A 17564-nucleotide genomic window follows, 5' to 3' on the forward strand; every position below is an offset into this window, starting at 1 on the left:
TAGGCTCCATAGCAGTACCCACCCACTGACCAGGAGCATCCCGATGTCCATCGAAAAGGTTCTGTATACCGCCCAGGCCACCTCCACCGGCGGCCGTGAAGGCCGTTCCGTCTCGTCCGACAACGTGCTGGACATCCAGCTGTCGACCCCGCGCGAGCTGGGTGGTGCCGGCGGCCCGGGCACCAACCCGGAACAGCTGTTCGCCGCTGGCTACTCGGCCTGCTTCCTGGGCGCGCTGAAGTTCGTGGCCGGCCAGGCCAAGGTCGCGCTGCCGGCCGACACCACCGTCACCGGCAAGGTCGGCATCGGCCAGATCCCGACCGGCTTCGGCATCGAGGCAGAGCTGACCATCAACGTGCCGGGCGTGCCGCGCGAGCAGGTGGAAGAACTGGTGCAGAAGGCGCACATCGTGTGCCCGTACTCCAACGCCACCCGCGGCAACATTGATGTAACGCTGATCGTTGCCTGATGCGGTGCCGGGGTCGGATCCCTTTGCCACCGGCAAAGGGCTCTGACCCCATCCCAGGCCCGCACGGCTATATGGGGTCAGAGCCCTTTCGCGTTGCGAAAGGGATCCGACCCCCAAAAAAATGGGCGGATGCCGGTCGAAACCGGGCATCCGCCCATCCCACCTCGGGTGGGCCCCAGCACCTGGCCGGGGACGCATTCGCTGCGGCGCGCATCCATCCCTCTGGAGAAGAGCCCCCTTGTTGTTCAAGGGGGCGCGCCAACGGCGCGGGGATAAGGTGGAATGCGCGGACCAGCGACCAGTTACTGGTCGCTGGTGATGAGCTGCACGACGCTGGAGAAATCCAGCTTGCCGCGGCCGGCCTGGTGGTTCATCGAGTAGAGATTGCGGGCCACTTCGCCCAGCGGAATCGAAGCGCCGACACTCATCGCCGCTTCCACCGCCAGGCCCATGTCCTTCAGCATCAGATCGCTGCCGAAGCCGCCGCTGTAGCCACGCGAGGCCGGCGCATTCTCCAGCACGCCCGGCCACGGGTTGCACACTTCGGTGGCCCAGCTGCGGCCGGTGCTGACCGCCATCATCTGCGACAGCACCTTGGGGTCCAGCCCGTGCGCCACGCCCAGTGCGATGGCTTCACCGGTCACCGCCATGATCACGCCCAGCGCCATGTTGTTGCACAGCTTGGCGACCTGGCCAGCGCCGCTGGCGCCGACGTGGAAGATGTTCTTGCCCATCGCCTGCAGCACCGGGCGTGCGCGTTCCAGCGCGTCTTCCTCGCCGCCGACGATGAAGGTCAGGGTGCCGGCCTGGGCGCCGGCGGTACCGCCGGACACCGGTGCGTCGATCATCTGCAGGCCACGCGCGGCGGCCGCTTCCGAGACCTTGCGGGCGCTGGCCGGGGCGATCGTGCTGCAGTCGATGACCAGCGCACCGGCCGGGATCGCGGCAAGAATGCCGTCGTCGCCCAGGTACACGCCTTCGACATGGCGGCTGGCCGGCAGCATCGAGATCACCACTTCGGCATCGGCCAGGGTGTCGCGCGCCGACGATGCAGCGCTGGCGCCGGCGTCGACAGCGGCCTGCACCGCGGCCGGAACCAGATCGAACACGCGCACGCTGTGGCCGTTCTTGACCAGATTGGCGGCCATCGGGCCACCCATGTTGCCCAACCCGATGAATGCAATGCGGCTCATGCAAGGCTCCTTTCAACAAGGGGAGTGCCCAGGTCGGCCAGCGGATGCGCGGCGTCGGCCCAGGGGGAAGCGAAGAAGGTGTCTGCCCACGCGCCAGTGGCCTCGGCCAGGGTGGCCGGGTTCCACTGCGGATTGCGGTCCTTGTCGACCAGCAGCGCGCGGATGCCTTCGGCGAAATCACCATGGGCGGCGCAATGCAGGGCGACGATGTACTCCAGGCGGTAGATCGCGGCCAGGTCCTGGCCGGCACTGCGGCGCTGCAGTTCGTACGCCAACCGTGCCGAACCCGGTGCACCGGCAGCAAGGGTCTTCTGAGCCGCCTGCAACCAGGCGTCGTCGGTCTGCAGGCCGGCAATGCGCGCCACGATGGCTTCAAGGTCATCGCCTTCGCACAACGCATCGACCTGCGCCGCGTGGGCCAGCAGTGGACCGGTGGCGGCATCGCTGGCATGCGACTGCAGCAGATGGGTCAGGCGTTCGTGGTTGTGTGCGGTGTCATTGGACCAGGCCACCTGCAGCAGCGCATCGAACACCGCGCTGCGGCGTTCTTCGGCCACGTGCACGTCGGCCAGGCCGGCGTAGATGGCATCGCCCGGGTTGAGCAGTGCGCCGGTCAGGGCCAGGAACAGGCCACCGTTGCCCGGCACGCGCGACAGCAGCCAACTGCCACCGACATCGGGGAACAGGCCGACGGTGATTTCCGGGAAGGCCAGCTTGGAGCGTTCGCTGACCACACGGTGGCTGGCGCCGGACATCAGGCCGATGCCGCCGCCCATCACGATGCCGTGGCCCCAGCACAGGATCGGCTTGGTGTAGGTGTGGATGAGGTAATCGACGCGGTATTCGACGTCGAAGAACTCGGCGGCATAGGCGTTCTGGCGGATGTCGCTGTGGCCGGCCTCACGGAAGGCGACCATGGCCTTGTACAGGCTGTGCAGGTCGCCACCAGCACAGAACGCCTTTTCGCCGGCGCCCTGCAGCACCACCATGGCGATGCCATCGTCGTCGGCCCAGGCGTTGAGCTGCTTCAGCAGCAGGTGCGCCATCGGCAGCGAGAAACCGTTGAGCGTACGCGGCGCATTGAGCGTGGCGATGCCGATGCGCGTGCCGTTGCCAGCCACGCGCTCTTCGAACAGCACCGGTGCGTCGTCGGCAGCGGTATCCGTGCTCATGCGTTCTTCCACTGCGCGGCGCGCTTTTCCAGGAAGGCAGTCACGCCCTCGACCTGGTCGGCGGTGTCGAACAGGTCGACGAAGGCTTCGCGCTCGGCCACCAGCGCCGAGGCGTGGGTGCCGGTGCGGGTGGACTGCACCAGGGTCTTGCAGGCGGCGATGCTGGTCGGGCTCTGCTTGCCGGCCTTCTTCGCCCATTCCAGCGCCAGCGCCTTGGCTTCGCCCTTGCCGACCTTTTCTTCGGCCAGGCCAATGCGCAGCGCGGTCTCGGCATTGATGCGCTCACCCAGCAGGATCATGCGCTTGGCCCAGCCCTCGCCGACCAGGCGTGGCAGGTTCTGGGTACCGCCGGCACACGGCAGCAGGCCGACGGTGGCCTCCGGCAGCGCGACCTGGGCATGGTCTTCAATGATGCGCAGGTCGCAGGCCAGCGCGCACTCCAGGCCACCGCCCATGGCGTAGCCGTTGATCGCGGCGATCGACACGCCACGGAAACCGGACAGCGCTTCGAAGGCTTCACCGAAGCGGCGCGCGGCCTCACGTGCAGCGGCCTTGTCGCCGGAGGCGAACTGGTTGAGGTCGGCACCGGCGGAGAAGAATTTCTCGCCGTCACCGGTGATCACCAGCGCGTAGATGTCGCGGTCTGCGTTGAGCGCGCCGACCAGGTCGCGCAGCGCCGACAGGCTGTGCACGGTCCAGGTATGCGCCGGCGGGTTGTTCAGGGTGACCACGGCGGTGTGGCCATCGACCTCCACCTTCAGGCCCACGTGCTCCTGGGTACGCCAATCCTTCATCGCAGTTCCTCTTCGGTGTTGAGCAGGTGACGGGCAACGATCACCCGCATGATCTCGTTGGTGCCTTCCAGGATCTGGTGCACGCGGCAGTCACGCAGCAGGCGCTCGATCGGGTATTCGCGGATGTAGCCGTAGCCCCCGTGGATCTGCAGCGCTTCATTGCAGACGTTGAAACCGGCATCGGTGGCGAAGCGCTTGGCCATCGCGCACCACACGTTGGCATCGCTGGCACCGGCATCGAGCTTGCGTGCCGCGGTGTGCACCATCTGCCGTGCAGCCACCAGCTGGGTGACCATGTCGGCCAGCTTGAACTGCAGCGCCTGGAACTCGGCCAGCGCCTTGCCGAACTGGCGGCGCTCGCCCATGTAGCGGCGCGCAGCATCCAGTGCACCCTGTGCGGCACCCAGCGAGCAGGCGGCGATGTTGATGCGGCCGCCGTCCAGCCCCTTCATCGCCAGCTTGAAGCCGCCGCCTTCCTCTCCCAGAAGGTGGCTGACCGGCACGCGGACGTTTTCGAAGGTGATGCCACGGGTGGGCTGGCTGTTCCAGCCCATCTTCTCTTCCTTGCGGCCGAAGCTGATGCCCGGCAGGTCCGCCGGCACCGCAATGGCGCTGACACCGCCGGCACCGGCACCGCCGGTACGCGCCATCACCACCAGCAGGTCGGTGGCACCGGCGCCGGAAATGAAGGCCTTCGAGCCGTTCAGCACGTAGAAGTCGCCATCGCGCACGGCGGTGGTCTTCAGCGAGGCCGCATCGGAACCGGCGCCCGGTTCGGTCAGGCAGTACGAGGCCAGCTTGTTGCCCGATGACAGGTCGGTGCCCCAGGCATCGCGCAGTGCCGGCTGGCCCCACGTGGACACCATCCACGAGGCCATGTTGTGGATGCTGATGTACGCCGCCGTCGACGGGTCGACGCTGGCGAGCTCCTCGATGACGACGGCGGCGTCCAGTCGGCTCAGGCCGCTGCCGCCCACTTCCGGGTCCATGTACAGACCGCAGAAGCCCAACTCACCGGCCTTGGCGATCGCCTCGCGCGGAAAGATGCCCTCCGCATCCCATCGCGCGGCGTGCGGCGCCAGTTCGGCCAGTGCGAAGTCGCGCGCCGCCTCGCGGTACGCCTGCTGTGCTTCGTCCAGTTCCGTCGTCATCGAGTGGCTCATGGCTGCTCCTGCCGTTACTTCAGGCTGATCGTGGTGTTGACGCCGTGGCTCAGCGTCTCGTCATCGAACCAGCGCGCGGTGACCGTCTTGGTCTGGGTGTAGAACAGCACCACCTGCTTGCCGTACGGGCCCAGGTCGCCCAGCTTGGAGGCGCGCGAACCGGTGAACGAGAACAGCGGCACCGGCACCGGGATCGGCACGTTGATGCCGACCTGGCCGACGTCGATGTCTTCCTGGAACTTGCGCGCGGCAGCACCGGACTGGGTGAACAGTGCGGTGCCGTTGCCGTTCGGGTTGCTGTTGACCATCGCGATGGCCTCTTCCAGCGTTTCCGCTTCGAGGATGACCAGCACCGGCCCGAAGATTTCTTCCTGGTAGATGCGCATGTCGGTGGTGACACCGGCAAAGATGGTCGGGCCAACGAAGTTGCCCTTCTCGAAGCCATCGACCTGCGGCTTGCGGCCATCGAGCACCAGCTTGGCGCCCTGCTCCACGCCCGAGGCGATCAGGCCTTCCACGCGCTCGCGGGCGCTGCAGGAGATGACCGGGCCGACGTCGGTACCGGACACGGTGCCGGCGCTGACCTTCAGGGTCTGGGCCTTGGCCACCAGGTCCTGCACCCAGTTGCGCGCTTCACCGACCAGCACCAGCGTGGAAGCCGCCATGCAGCGCTGGCCAGCGGCACCGAAGGCGGCACCGACCATTGCGTTGAGGGTCTGTTCCTTGTTGGCGTCCGGCAGCACCACGGCGTGGTTCTTGGCGCCCATCATGCACTGCACGCGCTTGCCGGCCAGCGAGGCGCGGTTGTAGACGTGTGTGCCGACGCGGGTGGACCCGACGAACGACACGGCCTTGATGTCCGGGTGGTCGCAGATCGCGTTGACCACTTCCTCGCCGCCGTGGACGACGTTCAGCACGCCCTTCGGAATGCCGGCTTCCAGGGCAAGCTCGACCAGGCGCATGGTGACCATCGGGTCCTGCTCGGACGGCTTGAGGATGAAGGTGTTGCCCGTTGCAATCGCCATCGGGAACATCCACAGCGGGATCATCGCAGGGAAATTGAACGGGGTGATGCCAGCGCACACGCCCAGCGGCTGCATGATCGTGTAGGTGTCCACGCCATTGGCCACGTTGTTGGCCAGCTCGCCCAGCTGCAGGTTGCCGATGGCGGCGGCGTGCTCGACCACTTCCAGGCCGCGGAACACATCACCTTCGGCGTCCGGCAGGGTCTTGCCCTGTTCGGCGGTGAGGATGTGGGCCAGCTCACTCATGTTTTCGCGGATCAGCTGCTGGTACTTCAGGAAGATGCGCGCGCGGGTGCCGATCGGGGTCTTGCGCCAGGTCTTGAAGGCTTCCTTGGCGGCGGCGACGGCGGCGTCCACTTCGCCGGTGGTGGCGAACGGCACCTGGGCCAGCACGTCCTGGGTGGCCGGATTGATCACGTCCTGCCAGTGGGAAGTGGCCGATTCAACGAACTGGCCATCGATCAGCATGCGGATACGGGGCGCTGCAACAGTCATGACGACAATCCCACAGGGTGCGAAAGATGCTTGGCATTATTCACAGCACCCGGCTCGATTTCCGGGCTGAATCCGCTTAATCTGGCCAACACGCCCCACGATTCCTGTTAATTCTGTGAATTATTCAGCTCCCCAGCGGCAACTCGGCCTGCGCCTGCTGCGGCTGCGCGAGCAGCGCGGCTACAGCCAGGCCGATCTGGCGCGTGCGCTGGGGCTGTCGGCCAGCTACCTGAACCAGATCGAGCGCAACAAGCGCCCCCTGACACCGGCGGTGCAGAAGAAGCTGGGAGAGGTGCTGGGCGACGTTTCCTCGCTGTTCGATGACGATGAGCCCGCCGCCCTGCAGGAGGCGCTGGGCGAAACCCTGCGCGACCTGGGCCTGGCCGAGGTCAGCGCGACCGAACTGCGCGCCCTGGCCGGCAACCTGCCGCAGGTCAGCCGCGCGCTGTTGGACCTGCACCGTCGTCACCTGGCGCTGCGCGAGCACGCGGCCGCACTGGAGTTCCAGCTGGGCGAGCCCGGCGCCGGCAGCACCCTGCCCGCCGGTGACCAGGTGCGCGAGTTCTTCAACCGCATGCACAACCACATTCCCGAGCTGGACGAGCTGGCCGAGCAGCTGTTCGCCGAATGGGGGCTGTCGCCCGGGCATGTGGCACCGCGGCTGCGCCAGCTGCTGGCCGACCGCCATGGCGTGCTGGTGGAAGTGGCCGCACTGCAGGCCGGGCGCGAAAAGCGGCACTACGATGCCGGTGCGCGGCGGCTGTGGCTGCCCGATTACCTGGAGCCCGGACAGCAGGCGTTCCAGATGGCGGCCGAGCTGGCCCTGCACGGCTACCTGCCGCAGATCGATGCGGTGGTGGCGCGCGCCGGGTTCACCGATGAGGCACGCATCGCGCAGGCGCGGATCGGTCTCTCCAACTATTTCGCCGGTGCGCTGGTGATGCCGTACATGCGCTTCCTGCGTGCAGCCGAAACCAGCAGCTACGACATCGAACTGCTGGCGCACCAGTTCGGCGTCGGCTTCGAAGCGGTCTGCCACCGACTGAGCACGCTGGCACGGCGCAGCGCGCCCGGCCTGCCGTTCTTCTTCATCCGCGTGGATCGGGCGGGCAACGTCTCAAAGCGCCATTCGGCCACCGATTTCCACTTCTCGCAGGTGGGTGGATCGTGCCCGCTGTGGATCGTCTACGAGGCGTTCAACCAACCCGGGCGCATCCTCACCCAGACCGCGCGCATGCCCGATGGCCGCCGTCATTTCTGGCTGGCGCGGCAGGTCAGCAGTGGCCCGGTCGGCCATGGCCAACCGCGCAAGACCTTCGCGGTGGCGCTGGGCTGCGACCTGCAGCATGCCGAACGCCTGGTGTATTCACTGGGGCTGGATGTGCAGAGCCCGGGCAATTCGGTATCGATCGGCCCGGGGTGCCGGGTGTGCCCGCGCGAGGACTGCATGCAGCGCGCGTTCGCGCAGTTGCCGGGGCGATAGGGGGTTCTGCAGGGCTGCGCCCTGCACCTGCGGTAGTGCCGGCCGCTGGCCGGCAAGAGCAGCAACCACTGCGGGGTCAGATTCGTTTTCCTGCGGAAACGGATCTGACCCCGATTCGACCGCAGGATCGGGTCAGTAGATCGGGGTCACCTTCATCTGCGGCAGCGGACGCGGTGCGCCGTCGGTAAGGTCCGGGCCGAGGTCCTCCCAGGTGCGGCCCTGCTCGACCATCAAGCCCCACAACTGCTGCGAGGCCAGCCGTTTGTCTTCCGAGCCCAGCTTGTACGACGGTGGCGTCGGCTGACCGCTGGCGACCATCGCGTACGCCGCGCGGTAGGCCAGCACCTGCTGCGCCGGATCATCGGTGCGCGCCACTTCCAGCGTGTAGCGCTGGTAGGCCGAGGCCAGGTTGCGCCAGCGGATCCAGTAGTGGTTCTCGAACGAGAACGAACAGAAGCGCGCACCGGCCAGGCTGCCCTTGTCGGCGATGCGGGAGAGTACCTCCTGCGGCATGTCCAGGTTCATGCCGCCTTCGTCGCCCTGCAGGCTGACGTGCACGATGCGGTCGCGATAACCCGGTGCGCGCGCCTGCAGCAGGTCGCGCCAGTTCTGCATGGTCGCCACCACCGCGAACAGGAAACGACCCAGCTCGGCTGCGGCCAGTGGCGTGGCGATGGACTGGTAATGCCGTTGCCAGCCGTGGCGGTTTTCGGTGGGCAGGAACACCGCATGTTCCAGCGCCTGGCGGCCGCCGCTGCCCTGGCTCACCGCTTCGGCGTGCTGTGGATAGACCAGGTTGATGGCGAAGGTCGGCCAACGCGGCAGGGCGGCGTCGAACAGATGGATCGGGAAGTTGCTGCTGATGCCGCCATCGGAGAACCAGCAGATGCGGAAGGCGGTGATCACCGGGCCGCAGGTCTGCCCGGCACTGGTCAGCCCTTCCATGCTGTCGGCAACGTTGTGCTCCTGGTCGGCCGCAGGGGCGGCCGGTTCGCAGCGTCGTTCGCGGCGTGAGGGTTCATGCAGCGGCACCGCGCTGATCAGCAGCGGGAAGCTCAGGCTCATGCGCGTGGCCACCAGCACCGGCAGCTTCGGGCCCTGCGGCAGGTGGTAGTACTGCCGCCCGTCCACCTCCAGCGGCGGGCCGGCCTGCGTCACCAGCCACTGCACCACGCCGGCAGGAAACAGCTGTTCGAACTCCTCGCGCAGGAACCAGAACTGCGCACCGCCGAGCGGCAGCGTGCGCGGCTCGTTGTGCGAGATGCAGGTGGTGATCATCTGCAGGCTGATCGCATGCGGGCTGTCCGGCTCACCGGCGTAGCGCGGCGCATCGTGCAGGTCGGCGAAGGTCAACGGTGCATCCAGCGGCTTGCCGGACAGCTGCTGCAGGCATTCATGCAACCACTCGGTCAGCGCCGGCGTGCGTGGATCGCGGCTGAGGCCGCTGCACAGGCCCAGCAGGTTGCGACGCGCCACCCGCGCGACCCGCAGCGCGGCACCGGCCACACCCGCACCGTAGGCGCACAGCAGTGATGGCAGCAGCGTGGCGGCCACGCCGCTCCAGCCACCGCCCCACCAGCCCAGGCCGAGCAGCAGCGCCAGCGACACCAGCACTTCCAGCGGCGCGATCTCGAATACCGCAACGGCCAGGCACAGCAGTTTGTGCGGCAGGCGGGCATTGCCGGTCAGCACCACCAGCAGCCGATAGGCCGCGCGCGCGCCGCGCGCCGGCTGGAACAGGCTGTAGATGAAGCCGCGCCGCGACAGCTGTGCCGACACCGCCGACAGCCCGCCATAGCCGGCGTCGCCAGCCAGTTGCTCGCCGGCCTGCTGGCGGCGATCGCCGCAGGCCGCTGCAGCCGCCACCGCTGCCGCAATGGCGCCGGCTGAAGTGCCGCCGATGCTCTTGAAGCGATACTCGCGGGCCAGCGCCAGTACCGCATTGGGGTACACGATGCCGCTGGTGATGCCGCCTTTCATGACCAGATCGCAGTACTTGTCCGCCACTGTCTTGCCCCCGAGCATGCCGTCCGCCGCGTGGGTTGCAGTATGGCGCAGCGGCTTCTCAGGGCCTGAGAACAACGGCGCAGTCCGCGCACGCAATGCGCCGTTCAGCAGAAAGCACGGCTGCAGGCTTGACCCGCCCCGCCATCGGCGTAGCATCTGCAGCAAGCCAAGGGACAGACCCGCGGCTGCCACAACGACATGAGGGATTCTCATGGAATTCGACTATCTCGTCTTCATCGGGCGATTCGAGCCCTTCCACAACGGCCACGCCGCCGTTGCCCGCCTGGCCCTGAGCCGGGCCCGCAAGCTGATCTTCCTGGTCGGCTCTGCCGATACCCCCCGCAGCCTGCGCAATCCCTGGACCGTGGCCGAACGCGCCGTGATGATCCAGGCGGCCCTCGACGGCCACACCGACCGTCTGCTGATCCGCCCGCTGCGTGACCACCTGTACAACGAAGCACAGTGGATCGCCAACGTGCAGCGCCAGGTGGCTGACGCCCTGCGCAACGACGGTGCCGCCGCCGATGCCAGGGTAGGCCTGATCGGCATGGACAAGGATGCGTCCAGCTACTACCTGCGCGAGTTCCCGCAGTGGCCGCTGGTGGACGTGCAGCACACCGCCACCCTGTCGGCCACCGAGCTGCGGCGCTACCTGTTCGAGGCCGGCGACGTCGACTTCCACGGCGCGCTGCTGATGCTGCGTGGCAATGTGCCGGCGCCGGTGTACGACATGCTCGAAGCGTTCCGCAAGAGTGCGCCTGCGTATGGCCAGCTGGTGGCCGAGTACCGCTTCATCGAACAGTACAAGGCCGCCTGGAAGGATGCGCCCTACGCGCCCACCTTCGTCACCACCGATGCGGTGGTGGTGCATTCGGGCCACGTGCTGCTGGTGCGTCGCCGCTCGGAACCCGGCAAGGGGCTGTGGGCATTGCCCGGCGGCTTCGTCGGCCAGGAACAGAGCCTGCTCGACAGCTGCCTGCGCGAACTGCGCGAGGAAACCCGCCTGAAGATTCCGTTGCCGGTGTTGAAGGGGTCGCTGAAGGGCCAGCAGGTGTTCGACCACCCGGACCGCAGCCAGCGTGGCCGCACCATCACCCACGGTTTCCACTTCGAGTTTCCGGCCGGCGAGCTGCCGCCGGTGCGCGGCGGCGACGATGCCGACAAGGCACGCTGGATACCGGTGAGTGAGGCCCTGGACATGGGCCCGCAGCTGTTCGAAGACCACCTGCACATCCTGGAGTACTTCCTCGGCCGCGGCTGACCGGCCCGGCTTTCCCACTGGCGGATAGACCGCCGGTGCCACCCGACGCGAAGGAGCTTCCGTCATGCACTACCTCGATAATCTTCTCCTCAACACCGACAGCTACAAGGCCAGCCATTGGCTGCAGTACCCGCCGGGTACCGATGCCACGTTCTTCTACGTCGAATCACGTGGCGGCCTGCACGATCGCACGGTGTTCTTCGGCCTGCAGGCGATCCTCAAGGACGCGCTGGCACGGCCGGTCACCCACGCCGACATCGACGACGCTGCTGCGGTGTTCGCCGCGCATGGCGAACCGTTCAACGAGGCCGGCTGGCGCGATATCGTCGACCGGCTTGGCGGCCACCTGCCGGTGCGCATCCGCGCCGTGCCCGAAGGCAGCGTGGTGCCCACCCACCAGGCACTGATGACCATCGAATCGACCGATCCGGCCGCGTTCTGGGTGCCGTCGTACCTGGAAACGCTGCTGCTGCGGGTGTGGTATCCAGTCACCGTGGCCACCATCAGCTGGCACGCACGGCAGACCATCGCCGCGTTCCTGCAGCAGACCAGCGATGATCCGCAAGGGCAGCTGCCGTTCAAGCTGCACGACTTCGGCGCGCGCGGTGTATCGAGCCTGGAATCGGCCGCGCTGGGCGGTGCCGCACACCTGGTCAACTTCCTCGGCACCGATACCGTATCGGCCCTGTGCCTGGCGCGCGCGCACTATCACGCGCCGATGGCCGGCTATTCGATTCCCGCCGCCGAGCACAGCACCATCACCAGCTGGGGCCGCGAGCGCGAGGTGGACGCCTACCGCAACATGCTGCGCCAGTTCGGCACGCCCGGTGCGATCGTGGCGGTGGTATCGGACAGCTATGACATCTACCGCGCCATCAGCGAGCACTGGGGTACCACCCTGCGCGATGAAGTGATCGCCTCGGGCGCCACCCTGGTCATCCGCCCGGACTCGGGGGACCCGGTGGAGGTGGTGGCCGAAAGCCTGCGCCGGCTGGATGAAGCGTTCGGCCACAGCCTCAACGGCAAGGGCTACCGCGTGCTCAACCACGTGCGGGTGATCCAGGGCGACGGCATCAATCCGGACACCATCCGGGCGATCCTGCAGCGCATCACCAACGACGGCTACGCCGCCGACAACGTGGCCTTCGGCATGGGCGGTGCGCTGCTGCAGCGGCTGGACCGCGACACGCAGAAGTTCGCACTGAAGTGCTCGGCGGCGCGGGTCGAGGGTGAGTGGATCGACGTCTACAAGGATCCGGTCACCGACGCCGGCAAGGCCAGCAAGCGTGGCCGCATGCGCCTGCTGCGCCGCCTGGACGATGGCAGCCTGCACACGGTGCCGCTGCCGGCCAACGGCGACGACACCCTGCCGGACGGCTTCGAGGACGCAATGGTGACCGTGTGGGAGAACGGCCGCCTGCTGCACGACCAGCGCCTGGACGACATCCGCACGCGGGCGGCCGCGGGGCATTGAAGGTGCATCCCGACCGGGGTCAGAGCCCGCTGCGTGGCAGCGGGATCCGACCCCTTCCTTCCGCTGGGGTCGGATCCCGTTGCAGCGTAGCGGGTTCTGACCCCTGCGCTCTTGACCGGCGCCACCAACAGGTCCACCTTGCACACGCTGAAGGTATCCCTCCCATCGCTGCGGCGCGGGGAGGGATTTAAACGGGAATCCGGTGAAGGCGCCTCGCGCGTCCATTCCGGAGCTGCCCCGCAGCGGTGAATGGAAACGAATCCTGCCAACAGCACTGGGCTCGCGCCTGGGAAGCGGCGGGTAGTAGGTGGGCTGCGGCCCGTGTCCATCAGCCCGAATACCGGCCCCGGCCGGGGGACACGACCGTCCCCTGACTCGACCTGGAATCTCCGCGGGGAGGTTGCCGGGGCCGTCGTCGTCCTGCGCGTGCAGGCGGTGTGGCCGCGCGCGTCCTGTTCACGGTATCCGGCCAGACCCGTTCACCCACGCGCTGATGCATGGGCCACCGCCGTTGCCGGCGGTCCATGCGGTACCTGACGATGACCGAGCTCCAACGCCCCACCCTGACCCTGCCCGCCGACGGCAAGCGCCTGCTGCTGCATTCGTGCTGCGCGCCCTGTTCCGGCGAAGTGATGGAGGCGATCACCGCCTCCGGGATCGACTACGCGATCTTCTTCTACAACCCCAACATCCACCCGGTGAAGGAATACGAGCTGCGCAAGCAGGAGAACATCCGCTTCGCCGAGCAGCACGGCATTCCTTTCATCGACTGCGACTACGACACCGACAACTGGTTCAGCCGTGCGCGGGGCATGGAAAACGAACCCGAACGCGGTATCCGCTGCACGATGTGCTTCGACATGCGCTTCGAGCGCACTGCGCTGTACGCGCACGAGCACGGTTACGACACCATCAGTTCTTCGCTGGGCATCTCGCGCTGGAAGAACATGGCGCAGATCAACGACTGCGGCATCCGCGCCGCCTCGCGCTATGAAGGCCTGCAGTACTGGGACTACAACTGGCGCAAGGGCGGCGGCGCCAGCCGCATGATCGAGATCAGCAAGCGCGAGCAGTTCTACCAGCAGGAATACTGCGGCTGCGTGTACTCGCTTCGCGATGCGAACCGCCATCGCCGCGAGAATGGCCGCGAGCGGATCAGGATCGGCCTGCTGTACTACGGGCAGGACGCTGGGACGCCACAGGGCGATTGACGTGCAGGCATGGGGCGGCCACGCTGGTCGCCCCTTCTGTTGTAGCGGAACTGCCATGACCGCCCTGCCCGCCGATGTCGCCCTGCTGGTGATCGACCTGCAGCCGGACTTCATGCCCGGTGGCGCCTTGGCCTGCGACCAGGGCGATGCGCTGGTGGCACCGATCGCCGATCTGTTGGCGCAGCGCCGCTACCGCACCGTGGTGGCGACCCAGGACTGGCACCCGGCCGACCATGCCTCGTTCGCCAGCCAGCACCCCGGCCAACGCCCGTTCGAGACCATCCTGCTGCACGCGCAGCCGCAGACCCTGTGGCCGGACCACTGCGTGCAGGGCAGCGCCGGTGCCGCGCTGCACCCGGGCGTGGACTGGACCGTGGCCGACCTGATCCTGCGCAAGGGCACGCGCCAACAGGTGGATTCGTACAGCGCCTTCCGCGAGAACCATGGCCCCGATGGCGAGCGCCCGGCCACCGGCCTGGCCGGCTGGCTGCACGAGCGCCGCATCCGCGAAGTGCACGTGTGCGGCCTGGCCCGCGATTACTGCGTGCTGTGGAGCGCGCAGGACGCGGTGAAGTCCGGCTTCCGGGTGAAGTTCCTGTGGGACCTGACCCGGCCGGTGACCGAAGCCAACGACGCGATGGTGCGCGATGCGCTGGGCAAGGCGGGGATCGCGACCGCCTGACCCACAACGGTAGCGCCGGGCCATGCCCGGCGGACCCGGAAGGGGCAGCGCGTTACCGGAACACCACCGTGCGATGCCCGTTGAGCAGGATGCGGTGCTCCACATGGCGGCGCACGGCGCGTGCCAGCACCAGCGATTCGGTATCGCTGCCCAGCCGCACCAGCTCGCGCGGCGCCATGGCGTGATCCACGCGGGCCACGTCCTGTTCGATGATCGGTCCTTCGTCCAGATCCTCGGTGACGTAGTGCGCGGTGGCGCCGATGATCTTGACCCCGCGCGCGTGCGCCTGGTGGTACGGCTGCGCGCCCTTGAAGCTGGGCAGGAAGCTGTGGTGGATGTTGATCGCACGCCCGGCCAGCGCGCGGCACAGCGTGGGTGACAGGATCTGCATGTAGCGTGCCAGCACCACCAGGTCGATGCGCTCGCGCTCGACCAGGTCGATGATCTGCTGCTCCTGCACCGCACGCGTATCGGCGGTTACCGGCAGGTGGTGGAACGGTACCTGGTAGGACGCGGCCAATGGCGCGAAGTCGGCGTGGTTGGAGGCCACTGCGGCAATGTCGACCTTCAGCTGGCCGCTGTGGGCGCGGAACAGCAGGTCGTTGAGGCAGTGCCCCTGCTTGCTGACCAGCACCAGCAGGCGTGCCCGGCGGCGGCCATCATGCAGCTGCCAGTCCATGCCGAAGCCTTCGGCAAGCGTGGCCATCGCGGCGTGCACGGTCTCCAGCGGCAGGCCGGCGTCACGGTCGAAATGCACGCGCAGGAAGAAGCGGCCGCTTTCCTCATCGCCGAACTGCTGGGCGTCGAGGATGTTGCAGCCGTGGTCGAACAGCAGGCCGGACACGCGGTAGACGATGCCGGTACGGTCGGGGCAGGACAGGGTGAGGATGGAATCGGGGCGCATCGCCACAGTGTAGGGCAGCTTCCTGTCCAGCAGCCGGATGATCGCCGATGCAACCGAACCGCTTGGTTCAGTCCCAAGCGATACTTGGCCATCACCGTGGCAAGCTGGTCGGTCATGAACCTGTTGCAACTGATCCGCAGCTTCACCCGCACCGCAGAGACCGGCAGCATTGCCGCCGCGGCCCGCATCCTTGGCATCAGCGCCACCGCAGTCGGCCAGAACATCAACCGGCTGGAAGCGCATCTGGGCGTACGGCTGCTGAACCGGAGTACGCGCCAGCTGGCGCTCAGCGAGGCCGGCGCGCTGTACCTGGCGCAGGTGCGCCACATCGAGGCCGACCTGGCGCGCGCGCAGGCGATGGTCACCTCCGGTGATATCGAACCGGCCGGGCCGCTGCGCATCGCCAGCAGCAGCGCGTTCGGCCGCCACGTGCTGGCCCCGTTGCTGCCGTCACTGCAGCAACGCTACCCGCAGCTGCAGCTGGAACTGCGGCTGACCGACCGCGCCGTGCAGCATGGTCCAGAGGCGGTGGATGCCAGCATCCGCATCGGCGCGCAGCTGGAAGACGGCGTGGTCGCACGGCAGCTGGCACGCGTACCGTTCGTGTTCTGCGCCTCGCCGGCCTACCTGAAGGCCCATGGCACCCCGCAGGAACCATCGGATCTGGGCAGCCATCGCGGGCTGCTGCACCGCTTCCCCACCGATGGCCGGCCGTTGCGCTGGGGCCTGCTGAAGGACGGCCAGCGTGTGGACGCCGCGCTACCGCCGAGCATGGTCTGCGATGACATCGATGCGCTGGCGTCGCTGGCGGCGGCCGGTGCCGGCATCACGCGGTTGGCTGCGTTCGTGGCCGAGCCCTACCTGCGCGATGGACGCCTGCAGGCCGTGTTCGGCGCCGACAGCACGTGGCGTCCGGAGCCGATGGAGGTCTATTTCTGCGTCAGCGATCGCCGCGACTTCACCGCCAAGATCCGCGCGCTGTTCGAGCACCTGCAGGCCGGCATGGCGCCGGCCTGGCGGGTGTGAGCCTCAGCGCGCCTTGAACACGCCGCGCGCATCGCGCGGCTCGCAGCGCAGGTACTGCGGCGCCGGTTCAACGCTGTCGCGCAATGCGGCGGCGGCATGCCACGGCCAGCGCGGGTCGTAGAGGATGCCGCGCGCCAGGGCCACGGCATCGGCGTGGCGATGGCGCAGGATCGATTCGGCCTGCTCCGGTTCGGTGATCATGCCCACGGCGATCACCGGCATGCGCACCTTGGCCTTGATCGCCGCCGCGAACGGCACCTGGTAACCGGGGCCGACGGTGATCTTCTGGCGCTCGTCCAGGCCGCCACTGGAGACATGCAGGAAATTGCAGCCGCGCGCGTCCAGCACCTGGGCCAGTGCTTCGCTCTGCACCAGGTCCCAACCACCCTCGACCCAGTCGCTGGCGGAAATGCGCACGCCCACGGCGACCTTGTCGGACACCGCCGCGCGTACCGCGTCGAACACTTCCACCAGCAGGCGCAGGCGGTTCGGCAGCGACCCACCGTAACCATCGGTGCGGCGGTTGCTCAGCGGCGACAGGAACTGGTGCAGCAGGTAACCGTGCGCGGCATGCAGCTCGATCAGCTCGAAGCCCAGGCGCTCGGCGCGCACCGCACTGGCAGCGAAGGCGGCGATGACCTCGGCGATGCCGGCTTCGTCCAGTTCCTGCGGTGCCGGATCGGCGGCATGGAACGGCAGCGGCGACGGCGCCACGGTGGCCCAGCCACGCGCATCGCCGGCCGGCAACTGGCCACCCCCGTCCCACGGGCGGGCGGTGGATGCCTTGCGGCCGGCATGGCCCAGCTGGATGCCCAGCGGCATCGGCGACCAGCGGCGGACGCTGGCCAGCACCTGTGCCAGCGCGGCCTCGGTGCCGTCATCCCACAGGCCCAGGTCGGCCCAGCTGATGCGGCCGCGCGGCTCGACCGCGGTGGCTTCCAGGATCAACAGGCCGGCGCCGGACTGCGCCAGGTTGCCCAGGTGCATGGCGTGCCAGTCGCTGGCGCGGCCGTCTTCGGCGGAGTACTGGCACATCGGCGCGATGACGATGCGGTTGGACAGGGTCAGGGGGCCGAACGAGATCGGCGAAAACAGCTGGCTCAAGGGGGTGATGAACGACGTAGGGGGTGCGTATTGCACCGCTGCGCGGCTTCTGGATCAACCGTCTGGATGGATCGCTGTTTCGCAGCCGATCATGCCGCCGA

15 protein-coding genes and 1 riboswitch are annotated in these 17564 nt (G+C 67.9%); of the genes, 7 read left to right on the plus strand and 8 right to left on the minus strand.

The window, feature by feature from the left end:
- Nucleotides 1-43 precede the first annotated feature (43 nt).
- A complete protein-coding gene (locus VG556_RS13640; protein WP_004153735.1) occupies nucleotides 44-469 on the plus strand; it encodes an organic hydroperoxide resistance protein in 426 nt (141 codons plus the stop codon).
- 302 nt (nucleotides 470-771) lie between these two features.
- On the opposite strand, the gene mmsB is transcribed toward VG556_RS13640, so the two are convergent.
- The 5 genes from mmsB to VG556_RS13665 are packed head-to-tail and all read right to left on the minus strand — an operon-like array spanning nucleotide 772 to nucleotide 6311.
- The gene (gene mmsB / locus VG556_RS13645) at nucleotides 772-1662 is read right to left on the minus strand and encodes a 3-hydroxyisobutyrate dehydrogenase (RefSeq protein WP_032962101.1); all 891 of its coding nucleotides are present in this window, start codon (nucleotides 1660-1662) and stop codon (nucleotides 772-774) included.
- Nucleotides 1659-2834, minus strand: coding sequence for an enoyl-CoA hydratase/isomerase family protein (locus VG556_RS13650; protein WP_046428050.1), 1176 nt, complete (start codon nucleotides 2832-2834; stop codon nucleotides 1659-1661). Before VG556_RS13650 ends, mmsB begins: the two co-directional genes overlap by 4 nt.
- Nucleotides 2831-3628, minus strand: coding sequence for an enoyl-CoA hydratase (locus VG556_RS13655; protein ID WP_005407685.1), 798 nt, complete (start codon nucleotides 3626-3628; stop codon nucleotides 2831-2833). Before VG556_RS13655 ends, VG556_RS13650 begins: the two co-directional genes overlap by 4 nt.
- Nucleotides 3625-4791, minus strand: a complete 1167-nt coding sequence (locus VG556_RS13660) for an acyl-CoA dehydrogenase family protein (protein WP_099475903.1) — start codon at nucleotides 4789-4791, stop codon at nucleotides 3625-3627. The genes VG556_RS13655 and VG556_RS13660 overlap by 4 nt, the downstream gene beginning before the upstream one ends.
- Nucleotides 4792-4805: 14 nt before the next feature.
- The gene (locus VG556_RS13665; protein WP_014645591.1) at nucleotides 4806-6311 is read right to left on the minus strand and encodes a CoA-acylating methylmalonate-semialdehyde dehydrogenase; all 1506 of its coding nucleotides are present in this window, start codon (nucleotides 6309-6311) and stop codon (nucleotides 4806-4808) included.
- A 115-nt stretch (nucleotides 6312-6426) separates the two neighbouring features.
- On the opposite strand from VG556_RS13665, the gene VG556_RS13670 reads away from it, so the two are divergent.
- Nucleotides 6427-7794, plus strand: a complete 1368-nt coding sequence (locus VG556_RS13670) for a helix-turn-helix domain-containing protein (protein ID WP_014645590.1) — start codon at nucleotides 6427-6429, stop codon at nucleotides 7792-7794.
- Nucleotides 7795-7926: 132 nt separating this feature from the next.
- On the opposite strand, the gene VG556_RS13675 is transcribed toward VG556_RS13670, so the two are convergent.
- The gene (locus VG556_RS13675) at nucleotides 7927-9819 is read right to left on the minus strand and encodes a patatin-like phospholipase family protein (protein ID WP_032962108.1); all 1893 of its coding nucleotides are present in this window, start codon (nucleotides 9817-9819) and stop codon (nucleotides 7927-7929) included.
- Nucleotides 9820-10012: 193 nt separating this feature from the next.
- On the opposite strand from VG556_RS13675, the gene VG556_RS13680 reads away from it, so the two are divergent.
- The 4 genes from VG556_RS13680 (at nucleotide 10013) to pncA (ending at nucleotide 14429) form a co-directional block, all read left to right on the plus strand.
- The gene (locus VG556_RS13680) at nucleotides 10013-11062 is read left to right on the plus strand and encodes a bifunctional nicotinamide-nucleotide adenylyltransferase/Nudix hydroxylase (RefSeq protein WP_014645588.1); all 1050 of its coding nucleotides are present in this window, start codon (nucleotides 10013-10015) and stop codon (nucleotides 11060-11062) included.
- A gap of 64 nt (nucleotides 11063-11126) precedes the next feature.
- The gene (locus VG556_RS13685; protein WP_100450899.1) at nucleotides 11127-12536 is read left to right on the plus strand and encodes a nicotinate phosphoribosyltransferase; all 1410 of its coding nucleotides are present in this window, start codon (nucleotides 11127-11129) and stop codon (nucleotides 12534-12536) included.
- 133 nt (nucleotides 12537-12669) lie between these two features.
- A riboswitch (cobalamin riboswitch) is annotated at nucleotides 12670-12899 on the plus strand.
- A 161-nt stretch (nucleotides 12900-13060) separates the two neighbouring features.
- Nucleotides 13061-13747: an epoxyqueuosine reductase QueH gene (locus VG556_RS13690; protein ID WP_080281917.1), complete on the plus strand. Its 687-nt coding sequence runs from the start codon at nucleotides 13061-13063 to the stop codon at nucleotides 13745-13747.
- A gap of 55 nt (nucleotides 13748-13802) precedes the next feature.
- On the plus strand, nucleotides 13803-14429 hold the full coding sequence (gene pncA, locus VG556_RS13695; protein WP_014645585.1) for a bifunctional nicotinamidase/pyrazinamidase: 627 nt from the start codon (nucleotides 13803-13805) through the stop codon (nucleotides 14427-14429).
- Between the two features lie 52 nt (nucleotides 14430-14481).
- Here pncA and purU read toward each other — a convergent pair whose 3' ends face one another.
- Nucleotides 14482-15333 carry a formyltetrahydrofolate deformylase gene (gene purU, locus VG556_RS13700; protein WP_005411937.1) on the minus strand — a complete coding sequence of 284 codons (852 nt, stop codon included), beginning with the start codon at nucleotides 15331-15333 and terminating at the stop codon, nucleotides 14482-14484.
- A gap of 114 nt (nucleotides 15334-15447) precedes the next feature.
- On the opposite strand from purU, the gene VG556_RS13705 reads away from it, so the two are divergent.
- A complete protein-coding gene (locus VG556_RS13705; RefSeq protein ID WP_032962124.1) occupies nucleotides 15448-16359 on the plus strand; it encodes a LysR family transcriptional regulator in 912 nt (303 codons plus the stop codon).
- Nucleotides 16360-16362: 3 nt separating this feature from the next.
- Here the strand turns inward: VG556_RS13705 and VG556_RS13710 are convergent, their stop codons facing one another.
- Entirely contained in the window at nucleotides 16363-17463 is a 1101-nt protein-coding gene (locus VG556_RS13710; protein ID WP_014645582.1) for an NADH:flavin oxidoreductase/NADH oxidase, read from the minus strand.
- Between the last annotated feature and the right edge of the window lie 101 nt (nucleotides 17464-17564).

It is taken from the genome of Stenotrophomonas sp. CASM106 (genome assembly GCF_049384825.1).
GTDB lineage: Bacteria > Pseudomonadota > Gammaproteobacteria > Xanthomonadales > Xanthomonadaceae > Stenotrophomonas > Stenotrophomonas muris.